Consider the following 22,731-nt stretch of genomic DNA (forward strand, 5'->3'; position numbering starts at 1 on the left):
CTATTTATTTTTTCGCAATCATGCTTAAGAATTCATTCATAAGCGGCTTAAATAAACCTTGTTTTGCTAGCGCTTCCGCAGTTTCGTGTACTTCGAGCTGATGTGGAAGCGCTTTTTCAAATTGATCTAACAGCGCATCGAACAAAAGAAGCCCTTCTGCTTTCTCCACTACATATTGCTCGTTCAGTTTTTCACAAAGATTTAGTATACGTTCAATATCTTTTTTACGAGCTTTTTTCTTTATGATCAAAGAATAAAATGGACACTTCTCTTCATCAATCATTTTAAATAATAGGTCTACATAGTATTCAGCTTGTTCTAATCTTCTAACAACGTCCATTTTCTCCCTCACTTTCTAACACAAAGTCTTCTATTTCTGAATTTTGTAACACGAACAAAATATCGTGTGATACAATATATGTATATGTATTTTAGCCAAAAGGAGGTCTCGCCTCATGACACTTATAACAGTTGTTTTTGTCGCATTCGCACTTCTTGTTATATTTTACACGAATTTCATGACACATACACTGTGTGAACGAAAACAAATAGCTGCGAGCCGCCAGCCCGGTGTCTTTCGGGTTATTAATGTATGTATAACAATTTTATTAATTTCTAGTTATATAGAAATTATATTTCATGGAAAGTGAGGAAGGAAAGCCCCTTCCTCACTTTTTTCCTCTATAAGCAAATTATACCTACAATAACCAATAAAATAAACAGTACAAGTAATAAAATAAGTTGAGAATTCATCCCCATCCCCTCCTCTATTCTGTATATGCGGCATGCGCCCAATATGGCACACTTTCAAAATCTGACACGTGCTGGTTAATTTTTCTTTATCAATATGAAAACGGTTCGAAATATGATATATTAAATTTTGTACATATTGCTTATACTATAGAACAAAACATTCATCAAAACTTTATCCTCAGCCACGGTAAGCCCTGTTAAGCGCGCTTTACCAATATAAAAAAGCAAAAGTATCAGTGAGACTTAATCGGGCTCTTATGAACTAAAATTCATCGGTGTAGGATAAATTAAAAATACATAATAGTAGGAGTGTTTATTGAATGAAGAAAGCTATGCTTGCCTTAGCCGCAACAAGTGTAATCGCATTATCAGCATGTGGAACATCATCATCAGACAAAATCGTTACATCTAAAGCTGGTGACATTACAAAAGAAGAATTCTACGAACAAATGAAAAATTCACAAACTGGTAAACAAACACTAAATAACATGGTTATGGAAAAAGTACTTATTAAAAACTACAAAGTAGACGACAAAGAAGTAGATAAAAAGTACGATGAGATGAAAAAGCAACTCGGTGATCAATTCGATACATTATTAAAACAACAAGGTCTTAAAGAAGAAACAGTCAAAAATGGCGTTCGCGCTTCATTAGCTCAAGAAAAAGCTATCGAGAAAACAATCACTGATAAAGAACTAAAAGAAAACTACAAGCCTGAAATTAAAGCAAGCCACATTCTTGTAAAAGATGAAGCTACTGCGAAAAAGGTAAAAGAAGAACTTGGACAAGGTAAATCTTTCGAAGAGTTAGCGAAACAATACTCTGAAGATACTGGTTCAAAAGAAAAAGGCGGAGACCTTGGCTACTTTACTGCTGGTAAAATGGTTAAAGAATTTGAAGATGCTGCTTATAAACTGAAAAAAGATGAAGTAAGCGAGCCTGTGAAATCACAATTCGGTTACCACATCATTAAAGTAACAGACATTAAAGAACCAGAAAAATCATTCGAACAATCTAAAGCTGACATCAAAAAAGAAATCGTTCAAAAGAAAATGCAAGATGGCCAATTTATGAACGATCTTATGATGAAAGAAATCAAAAAAGCTGACGTAAAAGTTGACGATAAAGATTTAAAAGATCTTTTCGAAGAGAAGAAAACTGACGCTAAAAAAGACGAAAAGAAATAATGCAGTAAAAAGCTTGGGCTTAGGCCCGAGCTTTTTTTATCCCCTCTTCTCCCGGTAGTTATATCTAGATTCGGTAAATGAAATTATATCGGCGATTTTCAAAATATATCAGCGCAACTCCAATTATATCAGCGATTTTCGAAATATATCGACTTACCGACAAAAAACGACAACAAGCGTGACTCCCTCTTCAAACACAAAAAAACCTTGATCCACGCCACGTAGAACCAAGGTTTATCTTATTATCATTGATTAAATTCAAAAACTATGTTAAATTAGTACAGAAACACGTTTTACAAAATACAAAGAACGTATTTATCCGTATCTTAATTGTACACCAAAACACATCTTCAGTCAACCTCTATTTTTCACTTTTAAAGGAGTGCTTACCGTATGAACAAAAACCTTGATTTAGAGCAAAAACGATTAGATACCGTAATTGAAACAATTACGGAGCAAATTGATAAACTGGAAAACGAAACTGGTAGACGCCGGGCAGAAGTAATCAATATTCGTAAACACTTTTGGGATGACGTGAAAGTTAATACTGATACTTTCGATGATTATCTTGAAACAGTTATCAACTTGAGACAACAAGCTCAGTCACTAGCTGTCACACAAATTACCCATAAGCACACCTTTAATCGACTTGCCGCATTAAGACGTATGCATAAAGCACCTTATTTCGGACGAATTGATTTCAAAGAAGAAGGAGAATCTGCCGCGGATCAAATTTATATCGGCGTCGCTACACTTACTGATGCAAGCGGAGAAAACTTCCTTATATATGACTGGCGCGCACCTATTTCGAGTGTGTACTATGATTATCCACCAGGACCTGCTGAATACAGTACACCAGGCGGCGTAATCCACGGTAATGTGGAGAAAAAATTACAATACATTATTCAAAATGGCGAGATTGATTCTATGTTCGATACGAGCCTTACAATTGGTGATGAAATCTTGCAACAAGCGCTCGGAAAAGGTACGAACAAACATATGCAGAGCATCGTTGCTACGATTCAGCGCGAGCAAAATGAAATTATCCGCCACGATGAAGGCCGACTCCTTATCGTTCAAGGAGCTGCTGGTAGCGGTAAAACATCAGCTGCTCTGCAGCGAATCGCCTACTTACTATATAAATATCGCGAATGGCTAAAAGCAGATCAAATTATTCTCTTCTCTCCTAACTCTATGTTCAATAGCTACGTTTCTAACGTACTACCTGAACTTGGTGAAGAAAATATGCAGCAAGTTACATTCCAAGAATATTTGAATCATAGACTAAGTAAGTCATTTGAAGTTGAAGATCCTTATGAGCAATTAGAATATATGTTAACTGAAACGAATAGCCCTACCTATAAAACGAGAAATGCGAGCATCCGATTTAAAGCATCCACTCAATTTTTCGAGATGATTAGAGCGTACAGACAATCTCTTGAATCTTCAGGCATGCTATTTAGAGGAATGAAATTTAGAGGAAAACTGATTGTTTCTGCGAAAGAAATTACAGAACAATTTTACAATACCGACTCCTCCCTCCGCTTCCATAGTCGAATTGAGAAGTTAACGGATTGGCTAAATAAGCAAATAGATGCACTTGAAAAAGCAGAACTGAAAAAGCCTTGGGTAGAAGAAGAAATTGAATTACTTAGTAAAGATGAATACCAAAAAGCTTATAAATATTTGCAGAAAAAAGGAGAGTTTGACGACAACTCCTTTAATGATTTTGAAAAAGAAACGAGAGTACTTGGACGTATGATTGTCCGTAAAAAATTGAAGCCCCTTCGTAAAGGTGTTCAAACATTGCGTTTCATCAATTTCACAGGCATATATAAACAACTTTTCACAGATGCATCATGGGTTACTGAGAAAAAAACGAAAGAGTGGGATGACATTTGCTCCTTAACAGTAAACATGCTTGATGAAGGAAAACTATATTATGAGGATGCGACTCCATTCTTACTTTTAAAAGAATTAATTGAAGGCTTCCAAACGAACAGATCGATTAAACACGTACTCGTAGACGAAGCACAAGATTATTCGCCGTTCCAGTTCGAGTTTTTAAAACGTCTCTTCCCTGCCGCAAGAATGACGGTACTTGGAGACTTTAACCAAGCAATATTTGCTCATGCGAGTGAAACAGTGAATTTCAATACACTTACTAGCTTATACGGTCCAGATGAAACGAACGGTATCAACTTAACTCGTAGCTATCGCTCAACAAAACCAATTATTGAATTTACACGTGCTCTCGTACCGGAAGGGAAGAACATTCACGCCTTTGAACGTGACGGTGAGAAACCTACAGTGACGAAAGTAGCGAATGAGAGCGAACTGCACGAACGTATTACTGCCAAAGTTGCTGAATTACAAAAACAAAATCACAACACGATCGCAATTATATGTAAATCTGCAGCTGAAAGCGCCGCTGCCTATGAGGCACTTAGTCCTATCGAGAATATTAAACTCGTGAAGAGTAACTCAGCCGAGTATGAGCAAGGCATTGTCGTGATCCCAGCTTACTTAGCGAAGGGTATCGAATTTGATGCCGTTATTATTTACGATGCGTCTAAAGATGTATACAACGATGAGAGCGTTCGTCGATTGTTCTACACTGCTTGTACACGCGCAATGCATGAATTACAACTTTATAGCGTTGGCGAGGTTAGTCCTTTTGTGCTTGGGGCTGATTCGGAGAGTTTTGAGCTTATAATGAAAACACCTTGATGATGGAAGTGACCCCCGAAAACGGGACACATATTAAAACACCTCCCGAATTCGCATACTAAGTATGCAAATTCAATGGAGGTGTTCTTTTTATCATTTAGACTTGTAAAATGCTTCGTATTTCTTCTAAACGTAAATTTGTAAACTTTGCAATATCTTCGATTGGCATTCCATTTTTATGCATTCCACGAATTAATTGAATCTTACCTTCTTCAATTCCCTCTTTCTTTCCTTCATTACGAGCATGAGCGAACTTTGCGGCTTCATCCATCAAAGCTTTCTCTCTTGCCTCATATGCTTGTCGGAAAGAAGAATCTTGACTCATACGCTCCCATTTATTCATCGCTTTTTGTAAAATCGGATCTTGGTTCATCGCAATGTCCTCCAATGTTTGGGTTAGTTGTTCATCCTCGTTTGCCGGAAGTAATAATAACCAACGAACAAACAAATCTTCCCAAGGATTTACTTGTTCATTCCGCCACTGTTGCATAAGTTTCGAAATCTCTACGATGTGAACTTCGATATCACTACTCAATATTTTATGTTGTTGTCGATTCCATAAAACTCCTGTTGTATGGCATTCCCTTTTGAAGTTGAGCTGTGTATAGCCTTCCCCAATAATATAAACTACGTTTAATCATATCATGATTATTATTGAGTTGTATTTCTACATTGACTTTTGTTCCTGTGTCTAATGTAGCTGAAATATCTAAGATAGATAACTTATCTTCTTCATGTTCCCTGTGTAAATGTGGATCTGCAAATTGTAACGAAACAATGGGTGATTCTAAAGAATCCTGTAACATCGCATTTAAAAAAGCAATTAAAATATCTTCATTTCCACTTGTGCCAAATAATTGTTTAAAAGCAAAATCAATGCGTAAATTCACTAATTGTTGGCTGGACATGAAATTTTCTCTCCCCATCTCATAAGAGGCTTTTCTTTTATTGTACATAAAATAGTGATACGCATGCAAACACGCACTTACTTAAATTTCATAAAACGCCCTGTATTTGCAGGTTATCGTATCGCTTCTCATGATGCAGACATTCTTACACTTGATGTACTTCTATCTTCACCTTTATTAAATCCTAACACTTCCGAAAAAGATGCGGAAGAATACTCCTATTTACAACAACTAACTGAATCGATATCTCGTTCTGAATTATGTATTTCTGTTAAAGAGAGTACACTTATTTAAACACGAAAAGAGGAGTATTTATCATACCCCTCTTCTACTATCTATTTACGTTTTTACTTGATCATAATAATGAATTCTTTTATATGCAACTTATATAAGTATCAAGGTGTCTTTCTAATCCTGAATGAAATACCCTTACGCCTATATACACTCAGCACAATCCCCATTATAAGCGCATGAAATACAGTCGGCGTTAATCCGTAACTAATAAAAGGTAAGGATATAGCAGCAAGCGGCAATAATCCTAGTATCATTCCAACATTATAAATGAACTGGAATACAAAAAGAGTCAATCCACCAACGAGTAGCAATTTACCGTACCGATCATTTATTTTATAAGAGATGACTATTAATCTTGCTACAAAAAGAGAAAGAACGAAGACAAGAATTAATGCAAGCCAATACCCATAATAGTAAGTCAAACTTGCAAATACAAAATCAGTATCCGGAGCAGGGATGAATTTCATATCTCCATATGTACCAAACCAACCTGCTGATGACATTACCTCTTTTAATCGTATATACATAAATCCTGCGCCACCTGCATCACTCTCAGGATTTAAATACCCTAAAAGTCTATCTAAGTGGTATCCTGAAGACCATGATACGGATACCTTAATAATAAATAAACAAATAGGTACAACCGTAATAATCAACGACGTTTTCTTTCCTAGCTTACTCCACCAAAGCATAACGAATACCATCGTAATATAGATGAAAATTGACGAAAGGGTGGATACAATTAAAAATAAATACAAAGAAAATAAATATAAAACCACAAGATGTATAACTTTTAACCTATTATTATTGAAAAAAGAAGCCCAAGCTAGAAAAAAGAAAGGAACTGCCATTAAACAGTCAACTGCAATTGGACCAATTTTTATTAACGGTTCTCCAATCATTGAAGCGTTTGGAAAACAGTATAGAATTAACAAGACAACTACTCCGATTGTGTAAAACAACCATCCCATTCTCTCTAATTTCCGATAATCAAGTAACATCATCCCAATCGCTGTTATAACACCCAGAATAACAAATATCACCTTATTCATTATTACATCATTCGTATATCCAAAAACTAAAACTGGTAAAAACCCTAACCCCATCGCAGCCACCAATAAAATAAGTAAGAACCAATCAACCTTTGGCTTATGAAGTTTATTAAATTCCCGCCCTAATTTACTCGGACTTCCCATTTGTTCCACAGCTTTATTTTCAGCAATTTCCTCACTTAAACCTTTTTCTATCCATGTGTTCTTTGCCTGTTTTAAATGAAAATCTAGTTCGGTTGCTACAAAGCTCTTTGCTTCTTTTGATTTAATATGATTCGTAACTTCGCTTACAAAACGCTCCCCTTTTTTATACAATTCCGCCTCACTCCTGTACTAAACCTTTTAATATAAATTGTACCTTCGTAGCATTTTTTTCTGCCTTTCGCAGCATCTTTCTTCCTTTATCATTTAATTGATAATACTTCGCTCCTGCATGATCCCAGCTTGATTGGATAAAATGGTTCTGTTCTAAACGATGTAATACGGTATATAAAAAGCCTTCATTTCCTTCGAATTTCCGAATCCCTCTCCCTCGTAGTAGCTGCGACAATTCGTACCCTGTTTTTTCATTACTGAGGAGCTGTAAAATCGCTAAAGAGATGTCCTCTTCCTTTTCATGTGATGCATTGATTTTTTCGCGTACCCGCTTTCGATGTTGATCAGAAAAACTCAAATGTTTAAACGTTGTGTTCTCCATTGATTTTCGCAAACCTTTTAATCGATCTTCCATTTGATTATTCCTCCAATCCTTTCTTCAAAAGCTCCTTCGCTTTTTTCAGTCTCGTTTTTATCGTATTTTCCTTCACTTCTATTACTGTAGCAATCTCTTTAATTGATAATTCTTCATAATAAAATAGATAAATGACCTCTCGATATTTTATTGGTAAATTCATTACCGCAGACGCGAGCTCACGGTCCTCCGCATTTTGCATAACAGTTTGTTCGACACTATCATTTTGAACCCCTATATAAGCAGATTCATCCTCTGTCACGACGACCTTTTTGTTATACCAACTTTTTAAATAGTCCTTACATTGATTGATTGCAATTCTCCATAACCATGTTTTTAAATTCGAATTCCCTTTATATGTATGAAGAGATTTATAGCATTTCACGAATATATCTTGCGTTACATCCTCCGCAACCTCTTTATTATTCACATACGAATACACAAGCTGCAGGACTTCTTGTCCATACTTGTTCATTATTTCGTCGATAAGGTCCTCCTTATCTTCTATTTCAAACGCTTCTATCGTTAATTCATCCACATCATTTCCTCCTTCCCATATATTAGACGACGCACTGTATGGAAAAGTTTTATAAATGTATAAAAAAATACGATCGGCAATCACATTTTTTATAAAGCACTTCCTCAGTAAATTACATATAATAAACCGAATAGTCGTTACAATGCATTCACCTAAAGAGCGTCTTTCTCCCAAGGCGCTCTTTAAGTTTACAATAAGGATTTTGTCTTAGTTTTATATCATCAAGATTCCCCTCATCGCTAAATGAAAAAGAGAACCGATTTAATCGAGTCCCCCTTCTTTCTAACGCTCACTTAAAGAATCTAATATATCATGACCATACAAAGATGAATCGATAATATCAAAACTAATACATTCTTCATACAAGTTTAGTATTTAAACTTCTATACATAACGCAATTGCATGAAAACCTTAACTTGTAGGAAATTCATAAACAGGTTATACATGATAAACTACAATTTACACAACCACCATTTAAAACTAGGAATTTTCATCCATATATCTTGTTCCCTATTTTAAAACATAATACAATGAATACGTAACTTAATAAGCTATAACTAGTAGGTGTGGCAATCATCTCTTCCATTTTGAAAAAAGGGGGAGGTGATAATATAATCGCGATGTTTGTAATTAAATTAGTGTATGGTATCCTAACCGGAGCTGGCGTTGTCATCGGTAGAAGATACGTCGGTCCGTGGCTAATTTCTGTATACAAAAAAGCGAGAACCACCCTGCTTCGTGGAAAAGGTAAGGGCGGTTCTCGGCTAAAACGTTAATGTAATTGTCTTATAACCGCACCTACTACCACCACAATAGCAAGTTAGGTTACACAAGGCAGAAGTTTCTCAGGCTTCTGTCTTTTTTATTTTATGCAAAATTCACACTACATACTCTATCATCATTGTAACACATTTTATTTATTTTTAGTCAAGAGAAAAACTACCTAAAGGGCTCCCCTTCAGGTAGTTCTCTATTTTACGCTAACGCAGCTAGACTTTTTCAAGCTCAGCTGTGCCGCTCTCATCATTTATAGCACCAATAAAGACGGATTATGTACCCGCTTCATAACAATGAGTAAACAAGGAACAACACCTATTACGAATATAAAAAATCCTCTCACTATATAGCACCTATGTTTTCAGCAATACTCTATTACCATCAAACTAAATTTGTATAATTTAAACTACAAAATAGCAAGCTAATTTTCAAATATCTTCTTGCGCATTATCCTAAATTTATTATCTATTTGTATCATGCTTATAAATAAAAGATATCCTACCGACGCACCGAGCATATTTATAGCAATCCGCCACACATCAAAAACATCAGACAAAGTTAGTAAATGTAATATCTCCCAAACAAGAAAGGTCATAACATACCACTTACGAGCTTTCTTATAGTTAGTCACTTTATTAATCAGCACTGGAACGAAAAATCCAAATGGAACTACTAATATTATATGTTGTAAAACACTTAACCAATAAGTTGAGTTTCCCCAAGGACCTGGATGTGCAATAAAATCTTTAACTTGCCAAAGTGTTATTCCAAAAAGTTGTAATAACGTTTCTAAATCAGATATATGTAAAAATTGCTGCCAAAATTCAATGGGATGATAGACAGTCCCACCTGTCAAACTGCGAACAGAGTCAAATGTAGAAGTTGAAATAAACGTTCCTAAAAAGACAATAAAACAAATGATTATATAAGGAATACATAAAATTTTTGATAATACCTTTAATGGTCTAGGAACTTCGTATACCGATTTATTAATCTCTACGCCAATAACTTTTGATTCTCCAAAACTTTGAATCGCTTTATAAATCGCTTCTTTTTCATTCATACCTTGTTCCATATATTCTTCTTTCAAGCTGTTCAAGTGATCATACATTTCTAGAAATAACTCATCCTGTTCAATATCACTAAGTTCTGAATAGGCTAAAATAGACTTAATATACTCATCAAATTCACTCATAAATAACTCCTTTCTGACAAGCTTGAATTAATGCTGTTACACTCTCCCAAGAATTCACTTTCTTCTGCAATTCTTTTTTCCCTTTATCTGTAATAGTATAGAATTTCCTTTTCATCCCATTCTCAGATTCATTCCAATAAGATTCAAGAAACTCCTTTTTCTCTAATCTCTTTAAAGCAGGATACAAAGTTCCCTGCCCCATACTATACAAATCTTCACTTGCATCCTTTAAACTTTGAGCTATTTCATATCCATATGTATCACGTTTTGCAATGATAGAAAGTAATAAAATATCTATACTTCCCTTCAAGATTTCTTTGTCCAACAATACCACCACCTTATATACATCGTATAACAACATATGTCGTTATGCAATATAGTCAGAAGAATATTCCATAAAAAAAGAACCACCTAAAGGCTCCCCTTCAGGTGGTTCTCTATTTTATGCTAACGCAGCTGCCTGTTCTTGTTGATCTACAGGAATAACAGCGTCTGTTAGTGCTTTTTCTAGTTCTGCTGTATATTTCATTTGTTCTTCTTTGCTCCAGCCTAGTTTCGCAGCCATGTAGTTGATTACTGCTTCTTTCCACTCGTATACCCAGTGGATGTTGAAGAATACAGCGCCTCTGCGGCGTACGAAGAAGTCAACTGGTTTTGCTGTCATTTCGTAATCCATTGCATATACAAGCGGGATTAGAACGTCAAGCGGCATGTTGTATTCTTTCGCTTCGTCTTTATGTTTTTTCGCTAAGTCAAATAGTACGTCAACGTTAGAACCATAGAATTTCGCGAATTCTTCTGCTTGTGCTGTTGTTAAACCATATTTCGTACCTTCGCCAGCTTTTTTCGCAACGAATGCTGGGAATCCGTGTGAACCATCTACATGTCCACCAGAGATTGGCATATGTTTCGTGTCGCTCTTCGGATATGCGCTATGACCTTCTTTTTGTAGTAAGTTCGTTACGTAGTCTACTACCATTTCAGCCATTTTGCGGTATCCTGTTAATTTACCACCTGCGATTGTAATTAAACCAGATTCAGAAGTCCAAATTTCGTCTTTACGAGAAATTTCAGATGCACTCTTACCTTCTTCATAAATTAACGGACGTACACCAGCCCAGCTTGATTCAATGTCTTTCTCTGTAATTTTCACGCTTGGGAACATGTAGTTAATCGCATTAATGATGTATGTGCGATCTTCTGTTGTCATTTGTGGTACAGCTGCGTCTTTATCATAGAACGTATCTGTTGTACCTACGTATGTTTTTCCGCCGCGAGGAATCGCGAACACCATACGTTTATCTGGTGTATCGAAGTAAATCGCTTGACCTAATGGGAAACGTTTTTGGTCAATTACTAAGTGAACACCTTTTGATAACTGAAGTACTTTTCCTTTTTTCGAATTATCTTTTTCACGAAGTGTATCTACCCAAGGGCCAGCTGCGTTTACAATTTTCTTACCGTAAACTTCGTATACTTCTCCGTCTAGTAAATCGATTACACGTACACCGCATACTTTTCCATCTTTATATAAGAAACTGTCTACTTTTGCATAGTTAACAGCTTTTGCGCCGTGCTCAATTGCTTCTTTCATTACTTCAATTGTAAGACGCGCATCATCTGTACGATATTCTACGTAGTAACCGCCGCCTTTTAATCCTTCTTTTTTTACAAGAGGCTCTTTGTTTAATGTTTCTTCACGGTTAAACATCTTTCTGCGCTCGCTTCGTTTTACACCTGCTAAGAAGTCGTATACACGAAGACCAATTGATGTACTAAATGATCCGAATGTACCGCCTGTATGGAACGGAAGTAACATCCACTCTGGTGTTGTTACATGGGGACCGTTCTCATATACGATCGCACGCTCTTTACCCACCTCTGCTACCATTTTCACTTCAAGTTGTTTTAAATAACGTAGACCACCGTGTACAAGCTTCGTTGAACGACTTGATGTACCTGCTGCAAAGTCCTGCATTTCAAACACAATTGTTGATAACCCGCGTGTTGCTCCATCTAATGCAATACCAGAACCAGTAATACCTCCACCAATTACGATCACATCTAACTCTTGTTTATTTACTCCGTTTAATACGTCTTTACGTTGTTTACTTGAAAATTTCATGGTAATTCCTCCCTTTGATAACGAAAAAAGAGACCACAAACTCCGCTATAGATTTCGCCTCTATAGCGCGTTGTGGTCTCTCCAAATCTCCTACCGAATTATTAACTTGTCACCATTATAACACTGTTTATGATTATTTGAAAGCTTTTGTTGCTTCAATTGCTTTTTTCCATCCAGCATATAGCTCTTCGCTTGTTTTCGCTTCCATCGTTGGTTCAAAGCGTTTGTCCATATGCCACTGTTCTTTAATTTCATCTTGGTTTTTCCAATATCCAACCGCAAGACCAGCTAAGTATGCTGCACCTAGAGCCGTTGTTTCGTTGATCACTGGACGCTCTACAGGAACATCTAAAATATCACTTTGGAACTTCATTAAGAAGTTATTTTTAACTGCTCCGCCATCAACGCGTAATGTTTTCAGTTCAATACCTGAATCTGCTTCCATTGCGCATAATACATCTTTCGTTTGGTAAGCTAAAGATTCTAGCGTTGCACGAATGAAGTGCTCTTTCGTCGTACCGCGTGTTACACCAAACATAGCGCCGCGTACTTCACTATCCCAATAAGGTGTTCCTAGTCCAACGAATGCTGGTACAACGTATACACCATCAGTTGATTCAACGCGACTCGCATACACTTCACTCTCACTTGCATCTTTAAACATACGCATTCCGTCACGTAACCACTGAATTGCAGAACCTGCTACGAAAATACTTCCTTCTAATGCGTAGTTTACTTTACCATCTATTCCCCATGCAATTGTTGTTAATAGACCGTGCTCAGAAGCTACTGCTTTTTCACCTGTGTTCATTAACATGAAGCAACCAGTTCCGTAAGTATTTTTCGCCATACCTTCACCGAAACAAGCTTGTCCAAATAATGCTGCTTGTTGGTCACCAGCTACACCTGCAATCGGTACATTTTGACCGAAGAAGTGGTAATCAATTGTTTCTCCATATATTTCAGATGATGGACGTACTTCTGGAAGCATACTCTTTGGTACTGTTAACATGTCTAGAAGCTCATCATCCCACTGTAAGTCGTGAATGTTAAACATTAACGTACGTGATGCGTTTGAGTAATCTGTTACGTGTGCTTTACCACCAGATAGTTTCCATACAAGCCATGAATCAATTGTTCCGAATAATAGATCCCCGTTTTCTGCTTTCTCTCTTGCACCTTCAACGTTATCTAAAATCCACTTTACTTTCGTTCCAGAGAAGTATGCATCAATTAAAAGACCTGTTTTTTCGCGAACCATTTCGCTATAACCTTTTTCTTTTAACTCATCACAAATTTCAGCTGTTTGGCGAGATTGCCATACGATTGCGTTGTAAATTGGTTTACTAGTTGTTTTATCCCATACAACCGTTGTTTCACGTTGGTTCGTAATACCGATACCAGCGATTTGTTCTGGTTTTACATCTGCTTCGCTTAAGCAAGTTGCGATAACTGCTAAAATAGATCCCCAAATTTCTTGCGCATTATGCTCTACCCAGCCCGGCTTTGGAAAATGTTGTGTAAACTCTTTTTGAGCTGAATGAACAATTTCACCTTTTTTATTGAATAAAATTGCACGTGAGCTTGTTGTTCCTTGGTCTAATGAAAGAATATATTTTTTCATATCGGTTTCCCCCTTATGCTACTTTTCTACTATTTGTATTGCTTCCGCTTTTTTTACTTGTCATATAAGAGATTGCTAGTACAATCACAGTTGCGATAATCACATAAATAAGTGCTGAATTTTGTTTTCCTTCAAATACAACTTGATGGAATAAACCTGCAAGTGATCCACCTAAAATTGGACCAACTACTGGAATCCATGCATACTTCCAATTTGAACCGCCTTTTCCTGCAATCGGAAGGAAGAAGTGTGCGATACGCGGACCTAAATCACGTGCTGGGTTAATTGCGTATCCTGTTGTCCCACCTAATGATAAACCAATACTTACAATTAAGAAACCTACGATAAATGGATTTAATCCATCTGCAAATTTATTTGCACCAATTGCTAATATACCAAATACTAAAACGAATGTTCCAATCATTTCACTTAAAAGGTTTGCAAATGTGTTCGGAATTGCTGGACCTGTTGCAAATACACCTAACTTTGTTCCTGGATCTTCTGTTTCTTTCCAGTGTGGTAAGTAATGTAAATATACGATAACTGCCCCGATAATTGCCCCAATCATTTGTGCTGCGATATAACCTGGTACGTCACTCCATGGGAACGCTCCCTTAAATGCTAATCCTATTGTTAAAGCTGGATTCAAATGTGCCCCACTAATTGATCCAACCGCATACGCTGCAACCGCTACTGCTAAGCCCCAGCCCATTGTAATAACAATCCAACCTGAATCTTTCGCAAACGATTTCTTTAAACTTACACCAGCACAAACGCCGCCACCAAGTACGATTAACAACGCAGTCCCTATTAACTCTCCTAAAAATGCTGACATAGTATCCCTCCACAATCAATTTAAACGCTTCCAAATGTGATAGAGGTAAAATGAATGGCCATTCGTTTTTGTCAAAAGAAAAAGACCCACAGCTTGCACGCTTCTATATAAATTTATATAGAAACAATGAAATGTGGATCTCTACTTTTCTCCGTCACGTTTATTAACTTGTCTATAATGTTAACTGTAAATGAAAGCGGTGTCAACGAAAAAATTCACATTTTCGTCACTTTTTTTGGTAATGTTTCCATAGTTCGCGTTTTGATGTCGTAATTGCTGTCGCACCAGCGTTTAAAGCTCTTTCCACATCTTCTACAGTACGAATAAAACCACCCGCTAAAATCGGTACACCAGTACGCTCTTTCACTTCAGCAATAACATCCGTTAATGCTCCAGGAAGTACCTCAATATAATCCGGTTTCGTCTTATCTAAAAGATTGCAGCTCTTCTCCATCGCACTCGAATCGATTAAAAAGATGCGTTGTATTGCCACAACACCTTTTTGCTTCGCCTTCATAATAACGCTCGCCTTTGTTGAAAGTAACCCGTACGGTCTAAACTCCTGACATAAATATTCCGTCGCATGCCCATCACTCTGCAAACCATGAATTAAATCCACATGTAAAAACACCTTTTTACAATATTGCTTCGCAAGCGATATAACACTCTTCAATTGACCGACATGAATATCTAAAATAACAATATATTCATACGAACTATGTAATAGCTTTTCCAAATCTTTAATTTGCCTCACTGCCGGCAAAATCTTCTGTTCATGAAATTCCATTCTCTATATCCCCTTCTTTATGTCATCCTATCCTTTATAGTACACAATTTAAGTGAAAAGAACAGCTAGTGTAGGGGATTTCTTTCAAATCTTTCCTCTATCTATATATTTTCTTCAACTTATCCGATCCCATACCACCTATAATCATGAATGCAAGGGGTAAAAGATTCATTACATATGGCGCATCTGCTACAATTGTAATACTTGCTCCTGCAAACTTATTTAGCATCCATACAACGATTTTTGCAATAAACAAAAATACCCCTATCATAAATAGACTATCAAAAAACACCTTCCATTTTGGATACGCCAATTGCTTACTATCTTCAATTACTTTCTGCGTCAATTCTTCATCACCCCTTAGCAATTCATCAATTGTAATACCGAACAGATCACTTAAATGAATAATAATTTCAATGCTCGGATAGTTCTTTCCCGTCTCCCATTTCGAAACAGATTGCCTACTCACATGAAGTTTTTCAGCCAAATCATTTTGTGACCAATTTCGTTTTTCTCGTTCTTCTTTTAAACGTTCGCTAAAAATCACACTGTGTTTATCACCTCTCTACGTCTAGTATGGACAAATACATAATGAAGAGTAAAGCGAGTTGTCGTTGCGTTAGCTGTGCAACTTGTGCGTTACACCTGAAAATAAAGCTATGTAGTATGTCGATTTCATATATTTTTCTTCTATAATAATTTCCCAAACAATAATACAACGAACAGATACTAGTTAAGACTAGATTAGGCATAAAAAATACGCCATCCCTTCTTATCAGTCTCCAGAAAGAATAACGCAAATTTTCATTTTTACTCATCATTTTTCGGACTATATGAAAACCCCGGATATTTCACAACAGGCCTCTTCTCCTTACGCAGGGAATCCATTACTTGCGGGCCAACATGTATATTACTCTCCACTATTTCTCTAGGAGTCAGTGCCATCCATTGATTTAACGATACATCTTCAAAACGATTACTTCTGAACATCTCTAAAAACCATAATGTTTCGGTACCTGTATTTTGAATATAATGCCCCGTCGCAAACGGTACATATCCGACATCGCCAGCTCTATAATCAAATGTACGAGCGGTACCATTTCCAAGAAACACAGTCATTCTCGCTTCCCCTGTCAAATAATATTGCCATTCATCATTATTCGGGTGCCAATGAAGTTCTCTCATTCCACCAGGCTCAACCTCAACGAGCGCTGCTGCGATTGTTTTGGAAATAGGAAAATTTGTAGAATCTACAATTCGAACGCTACCACCAGGCGTCTTAATCGGCTTTTGTTTTAACAGTTCATGTTTAAATGTTAAAGGAACTTCTCCTTTCGGTGATTGAATTTCCTGACTTTCAAGCGAACCTGGCACCTCTCCTTGATAAATATAAACTTGATCTGAAGGGATAGAATGAAAAGCACTCTCAGGTACTCCAAAATTAGCCGACAACACTTCTTTTGGCGTATGCGCAAACCAATCAGAAATAGCTAAAGTAGATAAATCAGAAAAATGTCCATCATCGAAAACAAGTAGAAATTCACAATGTTCCAATCCTTGAATGGAATGCGGAATACCAGGCGGAAAATACCAAAGATCACCTGGTCCAACATCAGCAATAAAATTCCGTCCATTTTGATCAACAGCCGTTATGCGCGCCCGTCCTAAAAGCATATACGCCCATTCCGCTTCTTTATGCCAATGTAGTTCTCGTACTCCACCGGCCGTTAAACTCATATTTACTCCCGCAATCGTCGTCGAAACCGGTAGTTCCCGAGCAGTAATCTCCCGAGACCACCCGCCTTGTTTCAAAATCATAGAAGTGTCCGAGAATGAAAACTTCAAGTTAGGAACTAACCCTGCATCCGTTATAGGCGGAACAAGCATATTCGGATTTTGAATATCCCGCATAACATTACGAGGTCCAGAATCAATCGCACCCGCTCCGTCGCTGCGGATTGGTTGTGGCACATTCCCTCCCGCTTCATTAACAGTACGTTTCTTCATGATTACACTCCTTTTTCATCCGATTAGTAAGTAAAAAACCTCCATCATAGTGTATGAATTGGGCTTTGGATGGTTACAGTTACTATGGTTTAAACCGTGAAAAAACGCGTCTACTATTGTTATTTTTTATCGGAAATTCAATATTCCCCATCAAATCTTCTTGTTCATTTCTCAACTTATACTAGTATGTTTAGCGCTTAGGAAGACCAAAAAAAATAAACTAGAACTAACAAAAAACCCTGTAAAATTTATTACAGAGTTTTTCACCAATTATTTATTGTTTTACATATCGAATACGAACATTATCGTCCATTTGATAAATTTGTAATGTGTTTCCATAACTAATTCCTAACTCTTCACTTGCACCAACTGCACCCACAAGTACCCCTTAAAATAATTTATTCTTAGTTGGTTTTACTACCGATACTCTTCGCTGCCTCTTCAAACAGTTTCGAACCTTCTTGTGCTTTACTTAATGATTGATGCATTTTACTTTCGTCTTCTTGGTCCAATGCATCAAAGAGAAGTTGAAAACAATCCGCATATAGTTCCATCGACTGCTTTATCTTCGCCTGTTCTCCCTGTAACTCAGGAGGCGCTTGTAGATTCTTCAGTTTCGTTGCAGTTGCCTTTGCTCCACCTAAACTCAGTTGTACTTCACTTTTCTTTTGTTTATATGATTTTACGTCTGAATCTGCTATTCCTTCAATTAATTTCATTGTATCTTCAATTTGAGTAGCACTATTTATGATATCTGCCTTGTACCTTTCAACATCTGAACCAGTTACCTTACCAGTTGAAGAACTAGAAGAAGTTGAATTATTTGAAGAAGAACTTGGTTGACTACTTGATGAACTACTGTTTGTACCTTCACCTTTCGCTACAGATAAGCTATCCTCTTTCTTGCTATCAGTTGACTTACTCTCTTTTTCAGAAGTCTTATTCTCTTTCTCTACCTTTTGCGTTTCTTCTTTCTTTGGCTCAGCTTTCTTACCATCAGTTTCAATTGTAATACAACCACTCAATAACATAACTGGTAACGCTAAACTTACTAATTTCTTTGCTTTCATGATTACTAATACCCCTTTATTTGTAAAATGTAGTGCAAACAAGTTAATATACTTAACTAATAAATTTCCCCCGAATAATTTATTAAAATCTACTATCCATAGATTTCCTGTATATTCATAATCTTTCCATATATATCATTTTACAAAGAATTACATATTTGGTCAAAGGGATTTATGTAGTCCTTAAAAGAAAATTTTAATCACAAAGAAAAGAAGCTAACAATAAATTGTTAACTTCTCAATCGAAAGTAAAATACTATCTTTCCTTATCTTCTAATATCTAGGTTGTGATTGGATATTTGTAAGATGAACATCATACATATCAATGATTTCAAGAAATCTATCAGCTTCACGGAAAACATGGTCTGCTAATAACGGATGAATGATACTCTTTATTTTACATTGCTCAATTAAATCACGTGCTGTTTTCTTAAAATCCCGAAGAGATGCAACCGACACACGATTTTGATCTAAAAATTGATCTAAAAGAGGGGCTGTTTGGGATTGTGGTTTCATAGATTCTAAGTCAATTGCTTGATACATCAATTCATCAAAATCATTGCTAAAATTCCGCGCTGTATCTACAAGCTTTCTTTCCGATGGATCAAGAAGATGGCCAATAAATTTAGCATGGTCTGCCATAATCCGTAAAAAGAAAACATTTTCTTTAATAATAGCATCAGGAAGCGCATCTAATTTACCTTCATTTAATTGTATTAAACGTTTTCTAAAATAATCAGCTTCCCTACTTGTATGGTCAACTAAAAGTGGAAAGTTATTTTGTCCTGGCAATTTACATGTGAGAATTAATCCTAAAATTTTTCGTTTAAATCCCCAAATATTAGTTGCGGCTTGTTGTACTTCTGCATTAAATCTTTTTATTTGCTCAGGATCTGTTTCATTTGTATAGGAATGCGCTATTTGTTCAATATGTTCAAACAATCGATAAAATTGATTCGCCTCTTCGATTAGTTGAGTATCCTCGCACCTAAATCCTAAACGAAGAAAAAAAGAATGCTCCTTCATGATTCTAGACCAAAAACGAATTTCATTTAATGAACGCTCAACAAACATTACAGATGTAACACCTGTATCCGGATGTAATGAAGTTTCATCCCTATGCATTGTTAATCCCCCCCCAGTAAAATCCCCACTAGTTCCATTCTTATGAGTAAAAAAATATATAAATACCATCAATAAAAGTTTATGATGACTCTCTTATACATGTAAAATTAAACTAATATAACCTTAGCTTGATGAACATATACTGCTCCCGCAGAAGAAAAAAAGCTACCACCGAGATGTAAAATCCTACTAGGTGGTAACCTTTCAAAATTTCTATTAAAGCAATACCGAATCTTTATCACTTTCCTGATTACGTTTCTCACGCTCTTCTTCTAAACGCTTCATATATACTTCGCCTTCTTTTTCAATAAACTCATTATCCATATCTTGCTCTTTTTTCGAAGTATATAAAACCATGTAGCCACTTAGTACAATCCCGACAATCACAAGATACACCCACCATGGTAAAGTTTCCAAATCACTTCATTCCTTTCCTTAGACAAGCCTTATTAGTTTCACTTTATGAGGAAAGAAGTGGATTTATGCTTAAAATTTTTATTGTGGATGCTTCGCGAAAAATGCTTGTACATATTCCATAAACTCAATTGGTTCTTGACGAAACGGTGCGTGGTATCCTTTTTCAATAATATGAAACGTACTATTTGCAAATAGCCCATGATACAGTTCACCATTTTTCCAAGAAACGCTCTTATCGTGTCGTCCCCATATAATTAAAGTCGGCACCTTAATCTTATCGGCTTCCATCGCGATGCGGCGCTCTCTCATTTTCGTAAGCTGATCATAATGCTCTTTATCATCACGACTATTTTTTACTTCATTTTTATTATACTTCGTAATCTCGGTTACAGTTTGTAAGTCCGTCGATAGCGGTGGTACTTCATAACTTTCTTTTTGCTGGAAAGACTCTATCCCTGTAGCATCCGCCAAGATGAGATGCGTCACTGCATCCGGATATAAATACGCTAAATTGAGAGACATCTCTCCGCCCATCGAATGACCAAGTACTGCGAATTGATCATACCCGAGCTTCTTCATTAACTTATAATATAAATTCACTTGCGCAGGAAACGAATACTGAAAATCAACCGGCTTAGAAGAACGCCCAAATCCTAAAATATCAACCGCAATAATCGTATGATCTCGCACTAGTTCCGGATAAATATCACTAAACCCATCAGAAGAACCACCAAACCCATGCAACATGAGTAACGGAGGTTTCCCCTCACCAATTTGCTTAAAATAAATCGTCTGCCCATCAATTTGCGCCATACTCTCTTTCGTATTCAGCTTCATCATAACAGTATCTTTCACTTCTTCAACCTTCGCAATCGGCTTATCAACGAAGTTACATACGATAAGCAAAACAAGCACAATACCGCTAATCAAATAAAACTTAAACCGTTTCAAAGTTCCCGTCTCCTTTCTCAATTTGCTATTTAAAGTTTTTACATTTTTTGGTTGTTTTATGTTTTCTTTTTAATTGTAACTAAAACAGTTACAATTATACTAAAAAAATATAACTCATTTCTATTACTAATGGTTATTCTGTAACTATTATAGTTACAGATTTAAAGTAAGTCAATTCTTTTCTCTACATGACCTGAAAATAGAAAAAGGGACTTCATGTTGAAGTCCCTTTCTTTGTTATTATAGTTGGCTTACTCCGCCGCCGTCGCCTTTATTATCTGCTGGTGCTCCTCCTGTGTCGCCAATGTTAACGTAGTCTGGTCTTGCTGGTGCTCCGCCACCATCACCTCTATTTAAAGCATGTTGTTCAGACTCTGTAAAAGCAGTAAGCCCTAATGAAAGTAGTATTACTAAACCTGCTATCAATACATTAATTTTTTTCATTTATTTTAGCGCTCCTTCTTTTAAAAGTTTTTTTCGAGCTTGGCTACTAATATAAAAGTATTTACTAGCCTTTTCATGTTTTTCTTCTTGATAAAATTTATAAGCTAATATTTCTGCGTATTCCTTAACACAATCTAAAAGGGAGTGTTCTTCAAAATACGAAATACTTTCCACAGTTACTTTCTCTAACTCATTAGCACTCGAATTAATATTTAATTCCTTCAATATCATAAAGCGATGTTGAAATTCTTTATTTTGCAACTCATTACAAATTTTCAGCCCTAGTTCTATTAAGTTATTAGCAATTTCTATTTTGCCCAGTTTATAATTTTCCTCTGCTTCAGTAAAAATCGCTTTAAAATGCTTAGGCATTTTCTTAGTCACTTCACTTAAATGTCTAATTGCCAAATCTGATAAATTCTGACTACTATATAACCACCCTAAGTTACTTCTAACCATTAAAATATGTTTTTCTTCTTTATCATGTTGTTGAAGTAAATGGATTGCGGTATTAAAACTTTCCTCCGCTAACTCAAACTGTTTAAAATCAATACAACATAATCCTATGAAGTTATGACACAACGCCACGTTTCCTTCGTAACCTTTATGTTCACAAAATATTTCTTTCGCCTTTTTGATATAATCTAAAGCTAACATTTGCTGATATACTTGATAGTAAAAATATCCCATCCGATAATTAAACTCCGCATGTTCTATCGGATCTGCAATATATTTCAATAACTTCTCAGCTTGCTCATACTGTTCTTTCGCTTCGTTATAATTTGAAATTAATGTGCAATGAAACCCTTTAAAAAAGTGATAATAATAAGCTAAAAAGCCCTCTGTTGGAATTTCGAAAGATTCCACTTTATCAAAACTATCTTCTCTAACTGAAATCCAATCAACTAATGCATCATATCTAAAATTCAACAACGCATGATAAAGTAATACATCCTGATCCACATCCAACCCACTAATCTTACTTTCAATCTCCTCTTTCATTTCTGTGGCCTTCTCTATATTTTGCTGCAACATTACACGATACCAATCATCTAAAGAATGTTTCATTTGCTCCCGCGTTACTACATCTGCTCCCATACACTCGCATCCCCTTTTCTCCAAAATTACAAAATTAGGATTTTTATACAATTATTAAAATTGTATATTACCACTCCTTTTCTA

General features: G+C 36.2%; 22 protein-coding genes and 2 pseudogenes. 5 read left to right on the forward strand and 19 right to left on the reverse strand.

Features of this window, described 5'->3' with window-relative positions:
• Positions 1 to 4: 4 nt before the first annotated feature.
• Positions 5 to 340, reverse strand: a complete 336-nt coding sequence (locus EBQ15_RS18075) for a DUF1878 family protein (protein WP_000383655.1) — start codon at positions 338 to 340, stop codon at positions 5 to 7.
• Between the two features lie 115 nt (positions 341 to 455).
• On the opposite strand from EBQ15_RS18075, the gene EBQ15_RS18080 reads away from it, so the two are divergent.
• The 3 genes from EBQ15_RS18080 to helD all read left to right on the forward strand — a co-directional run bounded on the left by EBQ15_RS18080 (position 456) and on the right by helD (position 4,670).
• Positions 456 to 650, forward strand: a complete 195-nt coding sequence (locus tag EBQ15_RS18080) for a hypothetical protein (RefSeq protein ID WP_000172690.1) — start codon at positions 456 to 458, stop codon at positions 648 to 650.
• A gap of 423 nt (positions 651 to 1,073) precedes the next feature.
• A complete protein-coding gene (gene prsA, locus EBQ15_RS18090) occupies positions 1,074 to 1,940 on the forward strand; it encodes a peptidylprolyl isomerase PrsA (protein ID WP_000710067.1) in 867 nt (288 codons plus the stop codon).
• 393 nt (positions 1,941 to 2,333) lie between these two features.
• A complete protein-coding gene (helD, locus tag EBQ15_RS18095; RefSeq protein ID WP_001038959.1) occupies positions 2,334 to 4,670 on the forward strand; it encodes an RNA polymerase recycling motor HelD in 2,337 nt (778 codons plus the stop codon).
• 97 nt (positions 4,671 to 4,767) lie between these two features.
• Here the strand turns inward: helD and EBQ15_RS18100 are convergent.
• Positions 4,768 to 5,578 (reverse strand): annotated as a pseudogene (locus EBQ15_RS18100) (Rpn family recombination-promoting nuclease/putative transposase).
• Between the two features lie 90 nt (positions 5,579 to 5,668).
• On the opposite strand from EBQ15_RS18100, the pseudogene EBQ15_RS18105 reads away from it, so the two are divergent.
• A pseudogene (locus tag EBQ15_RS18105) lies at positions 5,669 to 5,872 on the forward strand (hypothetical protein); the annotation flags it as partial.
• Between the two features lie 101 nt (positions 5,873 to 5,973).
• Here EBQ15_RS18105 and EBQ15_RS18110 read toward each other — a convergent pair.
• Genes EBQ15_RS18110 through EBQ15_RS18120 form a run of 3 tightly spaced genes read right to left on the reverse strand, consistent with a single transcriptional unit; the run spans position 5,974 to position 8,192 of the window.
• Positions 5,974 to 7,239 (reverse strand): FtsW/RodA/SpoVE family cell cycle protein, encoded by a 1,266-nt coding sequence (locus EBQ15_RS18110; protein WP_000276946.1) that lies wholly within the window; start codon positions 7,237 to 7,239, stop codon positions 5,974 to 5,976.
• A gap of 7 nt (positions 7,240 to 7,246) precedes the next feature.
• On the reverse strand, positions 7,247 to 7,654 hold the full coding sequence (locus EBQ15_RS18115) for a PadR family transcriptional regulator (RefSeq protein ID WP_000390173.1): 408 nt from the start codon (positions 7,652 to 7,654) through the stop codon (positions 7,247 to 7,249).
• A 4-nt stretch (positions 7,655 to 7,658) separates the two neighbouring features.
• Positions 7,659 to 8,192 (reverse strand): sigma-70 family RNA polymerase sigma factor, encoded by a 534-nt coding sequence (locus tag EBQ15_RS18120; RefSeq protein ID WP_000344006.1) that lies wholly within the window; start codon positions 8,190 to 8,192, stop codon positions 7,659 to 7,661.
• A 620-nt stretch (positions 8,193 to 8,812) separates the two neighbouring features.
• Between EBQ15_RS18120 and EBQ15_RS18125 the strand changes: the two genes are divergently transcribed.
• The gene (locus EBQ15_RS18125; RefSeq protein ID WP_000497655.1) at positions 8,813 to 8,968 is read left to right on the forward strand and encodes a hypothetical protein; all 156 of its coding nucleotides are present in this window, start codon (positions 8,813 to 8,815) and stop codon (positions 8,966 to 8,968) included.
• A 422-nt stretch (positions 8,969 to 9,390) separates the two neighbouring features.
• On the opposite strand, the gene EBQ15_RS18130 is transcribed toward EBQ15_RS18125, so the two are convergent.
• The 14 genes from EBQ15_RS18130 to EBQ15_RS18195 form a co-directional block, all read right to left on the reverse strand.
• The gene (locus EBQ15_RS18130) at positions 9,391 to 10,164 is read right to left on the reverse strand and encodes a VanZ family protein (protein ID WP_001288383.1); all 774 of its coding nucleotides are present in this window, start codon (positions 10,162 to 10,164) and stop codon (positions 9,391 to 9,393) included.
• A complete protein-coding gene (locus EBQ15_RS18135) occupies positions 10,157 to 10,489 on the reverse strand; it encodes a PadR family transcriptional regulator (protein ID WP_000356630.1) in 333 nt (110 codons plus the stop codon). The genes EBQ15_RS18130 and EBQ15_RS18135 overlap by 8 nt, the downstream gene beginning before the upstream one ends.
• A gap of 117 nt (positions 10,490 to 10,606) precedes the next feature.
• Complete coding sequence (gene glpD / locus EBQ15_RS18140) at positions 10,607 to 12,289, reverse strand: aerobic glycerol-3-phosphate dehydrogenase (protein ID WP_000672831.1); 1,683 nt, start codon at positions 12,287 to 12,289, stop codon at positions 10,607 to 10,609.
• Between the two features lie 133 nt (positions 12,290 to 12,422).
• Complete coding sequence (gene glpK / locus EBQ15_RS18145; protein ID WP_000760006.1) at positions 12,423 to 13,913, reverse strand: glycerol kinase GlpK; 1,491 nt, start codon at positions 13,911 to 13,913, stop codon at positions 12,423 to 12,425.
• A 13-nt stretch (positions 13,914 to 13,926) separates the two neighbouring features.
• The gene (glpF, locus tag EBQ15_RS18150) at positions 13,927 to 14,748 is read right to left on the reverse strand and encodes a glycerol uptake facilitator protein GlpF (protein WP_001272195.1); all 822 of its coding nucleotides are present in this window, start codon (positions 14,746 to 14,748) and stop codon (positions 13,927 to 13,929) included.
• A gap of 226 nt (positions 14,749 to 14,974) precedes the next feature.
• The gene (gene glpP, locus EBQ15_RS18155) at positions 14,975 to 15,535 is read right to left on the reverse strand and encodes a glycerol uptake operon antiterminator GlpP (RefSeq protein WP_000394285.1); all 561 of its coding nucleotides are present in this window, start codon (positions 15,533 to 15,535) and stop codon (positions 14,975 to 14,977) included.
• Between the two features lie 97 nt (positions 15,536 to 15,632).
• Positions 15,633 to 16,082, reverse strand: coding sequence for a helix-turn-helix domain-containing protein (locus EBQ15_RS18160; protein ID WP_000577650.1), 450 nt, complete (start codon positions 16,080 to 16,082; stop codon positions 15,633 to 15,635).
• Between the two features lie 263 nt (positions 16,083 to 16,345).
• Positions 16,346 to 17,542: an oxalate decarboxylase family bicupin gene (locus EBQ15_RS18165; protein ID WP_000747510.1), complete on the reverse strand. Its 1,197-nt coding sequence runs from the start codon at positions 17,540 to 17,542 to the stop codon at positions 16,346 to 16,348.
• A 404-nt stretch (positions 17,543 to 17,946) separates the two neighbouring features.
• A complete protein-coding gene (locus EBQ15_RS18170; RefSeq protein ID WP_000644835.1) occupies positions 17,947 to 18,612 on the reverse strand; it encodes a DUF7018 domain-containing (lipo)protein in 666 nt (221 codons plus the stop codon).
• A gap of 273 nt (positions 18,613 to 18,885) precedes the next feature.
• Positions 18,886 to 19,737 carry a DUF2935 domain-containing protein gene (locus EBQ15_RS18175; RefSeq protein ID WP_000554479.1) on the reverse strand — a complete coding sequence of 284 codons (852 nt, stop codon included), beginning with the start codon at positions 19,735 to 19,737 and terminating at the stop codon, positions 18,886 to 18,888.
• A 216-nt stretch (positions 19,738 to 19,953) separates the two neighbouring features.
• Complete coding sequence (locus EBQ15_RS18180; RefSeq protein WP_000449225.1) at positions 19,954 to 20,154, reverse strand: sporulation YhaL family protein; 201 nt, start codon at positions 20,152 to 20,154, stop codon at positions 19,954 to 19,956.
• 78 nt (positions 20,155 to 20,232) lie between these two features.
• The gene (locus EBQ15_RS18185) at positions 20,233 to 21,105 is read right to left on the reverse strand and encodes an alpha/beta fold hydrolase (protein WP_000819468.1); all 873 of its coding nucleotides are present in this window, start codon (positions 21,103 to 21,105) and stop codon (positions 20,233 to 20,235) included.
• Between the two features lie 240 nt (positions 21,106 to 21,345).
• Positions 21,346 to 21,549, reverse strand: a complete 204-nt coding sequence (locus EBQ15_RS18190; protein WP_000723609.1) for a hypothetical protein — start codon at positions 21,547 to 21,549, stop codon at positions 21,346 to 21,348.
• The gene (locus tag EBQ15_RS18195) at positions 21,550 to 22,647 is read right to left on the reverse strand and encodes a response regulator aspartate phosphatase (RefSeq protein WP_000500590.1); all 1,098 of its coding nucleotides are present in this window, start codon (positions 22,645 to 22,647) and stop codon (positions 21,550 to 21,552) included.
• Between the last annotated feature and the right edge of the window lie 84 nt (positions 22,648 to 22,731).

The sequence above is a fragment of the Bacillus sp. 2D03 genome (assembly GCF_003946765.1).
Classification (GTDB): domain Bacteria; phylum Bacillota; class Bacilli; order Bacillales; family Bacillaceae_G; genus Bacillus_A; species Bacillus_A cereus.

Excerpts from the sequence above, each read along its gene's own strand:
- EBQ15_RS18075 (WP_000383655.1), bottom strand. The coding sequence starts at position 340 with ATGGACGTTGTTAGAAGATTAGAACAAGCTGAATACTATGTAGACCTA.
- EBQ15_RS18080 (WP_000172690.1), top strand. The coding sequence starts at position 456 with ATGACACTTATAACAGTTGTTTTTGTCGCATTCGCACTTCTTGTTATA.
- prsA (WP_000710067.1), top strand. The coding sequence starts at position 1,074 with ATGAAGAAAGCTATGCTTGCCTTAGCCGCAACAAGTGTAATCGCATTA.
- helD (WP_001038959.1), top strand. The coding sequence starts at position 2,334 with ATGAACAAAAACCTTGATTTAGAGCAAAAACGATTAGATACCGTAATT.
- EBQ15_RS18115 (WP_000390173.1), bottom strand. The coding sequence starts at position 7,654 with ATGGAAGATCGATTAAAAGGTTTGCGAAAATCAATGGAGAACACAACG.
- EBQ15_RS18125 (WP_000497655.1), top strand. The coding sequence starts at position 8,813 with ATGTTTGTAATTAAATTAGTGTATGGTATCCTAACCGGAGCTGGCGTT.
- EBQ15_RS18130 (WP_001288383.1), bottom strand. The coding sequence starts at position 10,164 with ATGAGTGAATTTGATGAGTATATTAAGTCTATTTTAGCCTATTCAGAA.
- glpD (WP_000672831.1), bottom strand. The coding sequence starts at position 12,289 with ATGAAATTTTCAAGTAAACAACGTAAAGACGTATTAAACGGAGTAAAT.
- glpK (WP_000760006.1), bottom strand. The coding sequence starts at position 13,913 with ATGAAAAAATATATTCTTTCATTAGACCAAGGAACAACAAGCTCACGT.
- glpF (WP_001272195.1), bottom strand. The coding sequence starts at position 14,748 with ATGTCAGCATTTTTAGGAGAGTTAATAGGGACTGCGTTGTTAATCGTA.
- glpP (WP_000394285.1), bottom strand. The coding sequence starts at position 15,535 with ATGGAATTTCATGAACAGAAGATTTTGCCGGCAGTGAGGCAAATTAAA.
- EBQ15_RS18165 (WP_000747510.1), bottom strand. The coding sequence starts at position 17,542 with ATGAAGAAACGTACTGTTAATGAAGCGGGAGGGAATGTGCCACAACCA.
- EBQ15_RS18170 (WP_000644835.1), bottom strand. The coding sequence starts at position 18,612 with ATGAAAGCAAAGAAATTAGTAAGTTTAGCGTTACCAGTTATGTTATTG.
- EBQ15_RS18175 (WP_000554479.1), bottom strand. The coding sequence starts at position 19,737 with ATGCATAGGGATGAAACTTCATTACATCCGGATACAGGTGTTACATCT.
- EBQ15_RS18190 (WP_000723609.1), bottom strand. The coding sequence starts at position 21,549 with ATGAAAAAAATTAATGTATTGATAGCAGGTTTAGTAATACTACTTTCA.
- EBQ15_RS18195 (WP_000500590.1), bottom strand. The coding sequence starts at position 22,647 with ATGGGAGCAGATGTAGTAACGCGGGAGCAAATGAAACATTCTTTAGAT.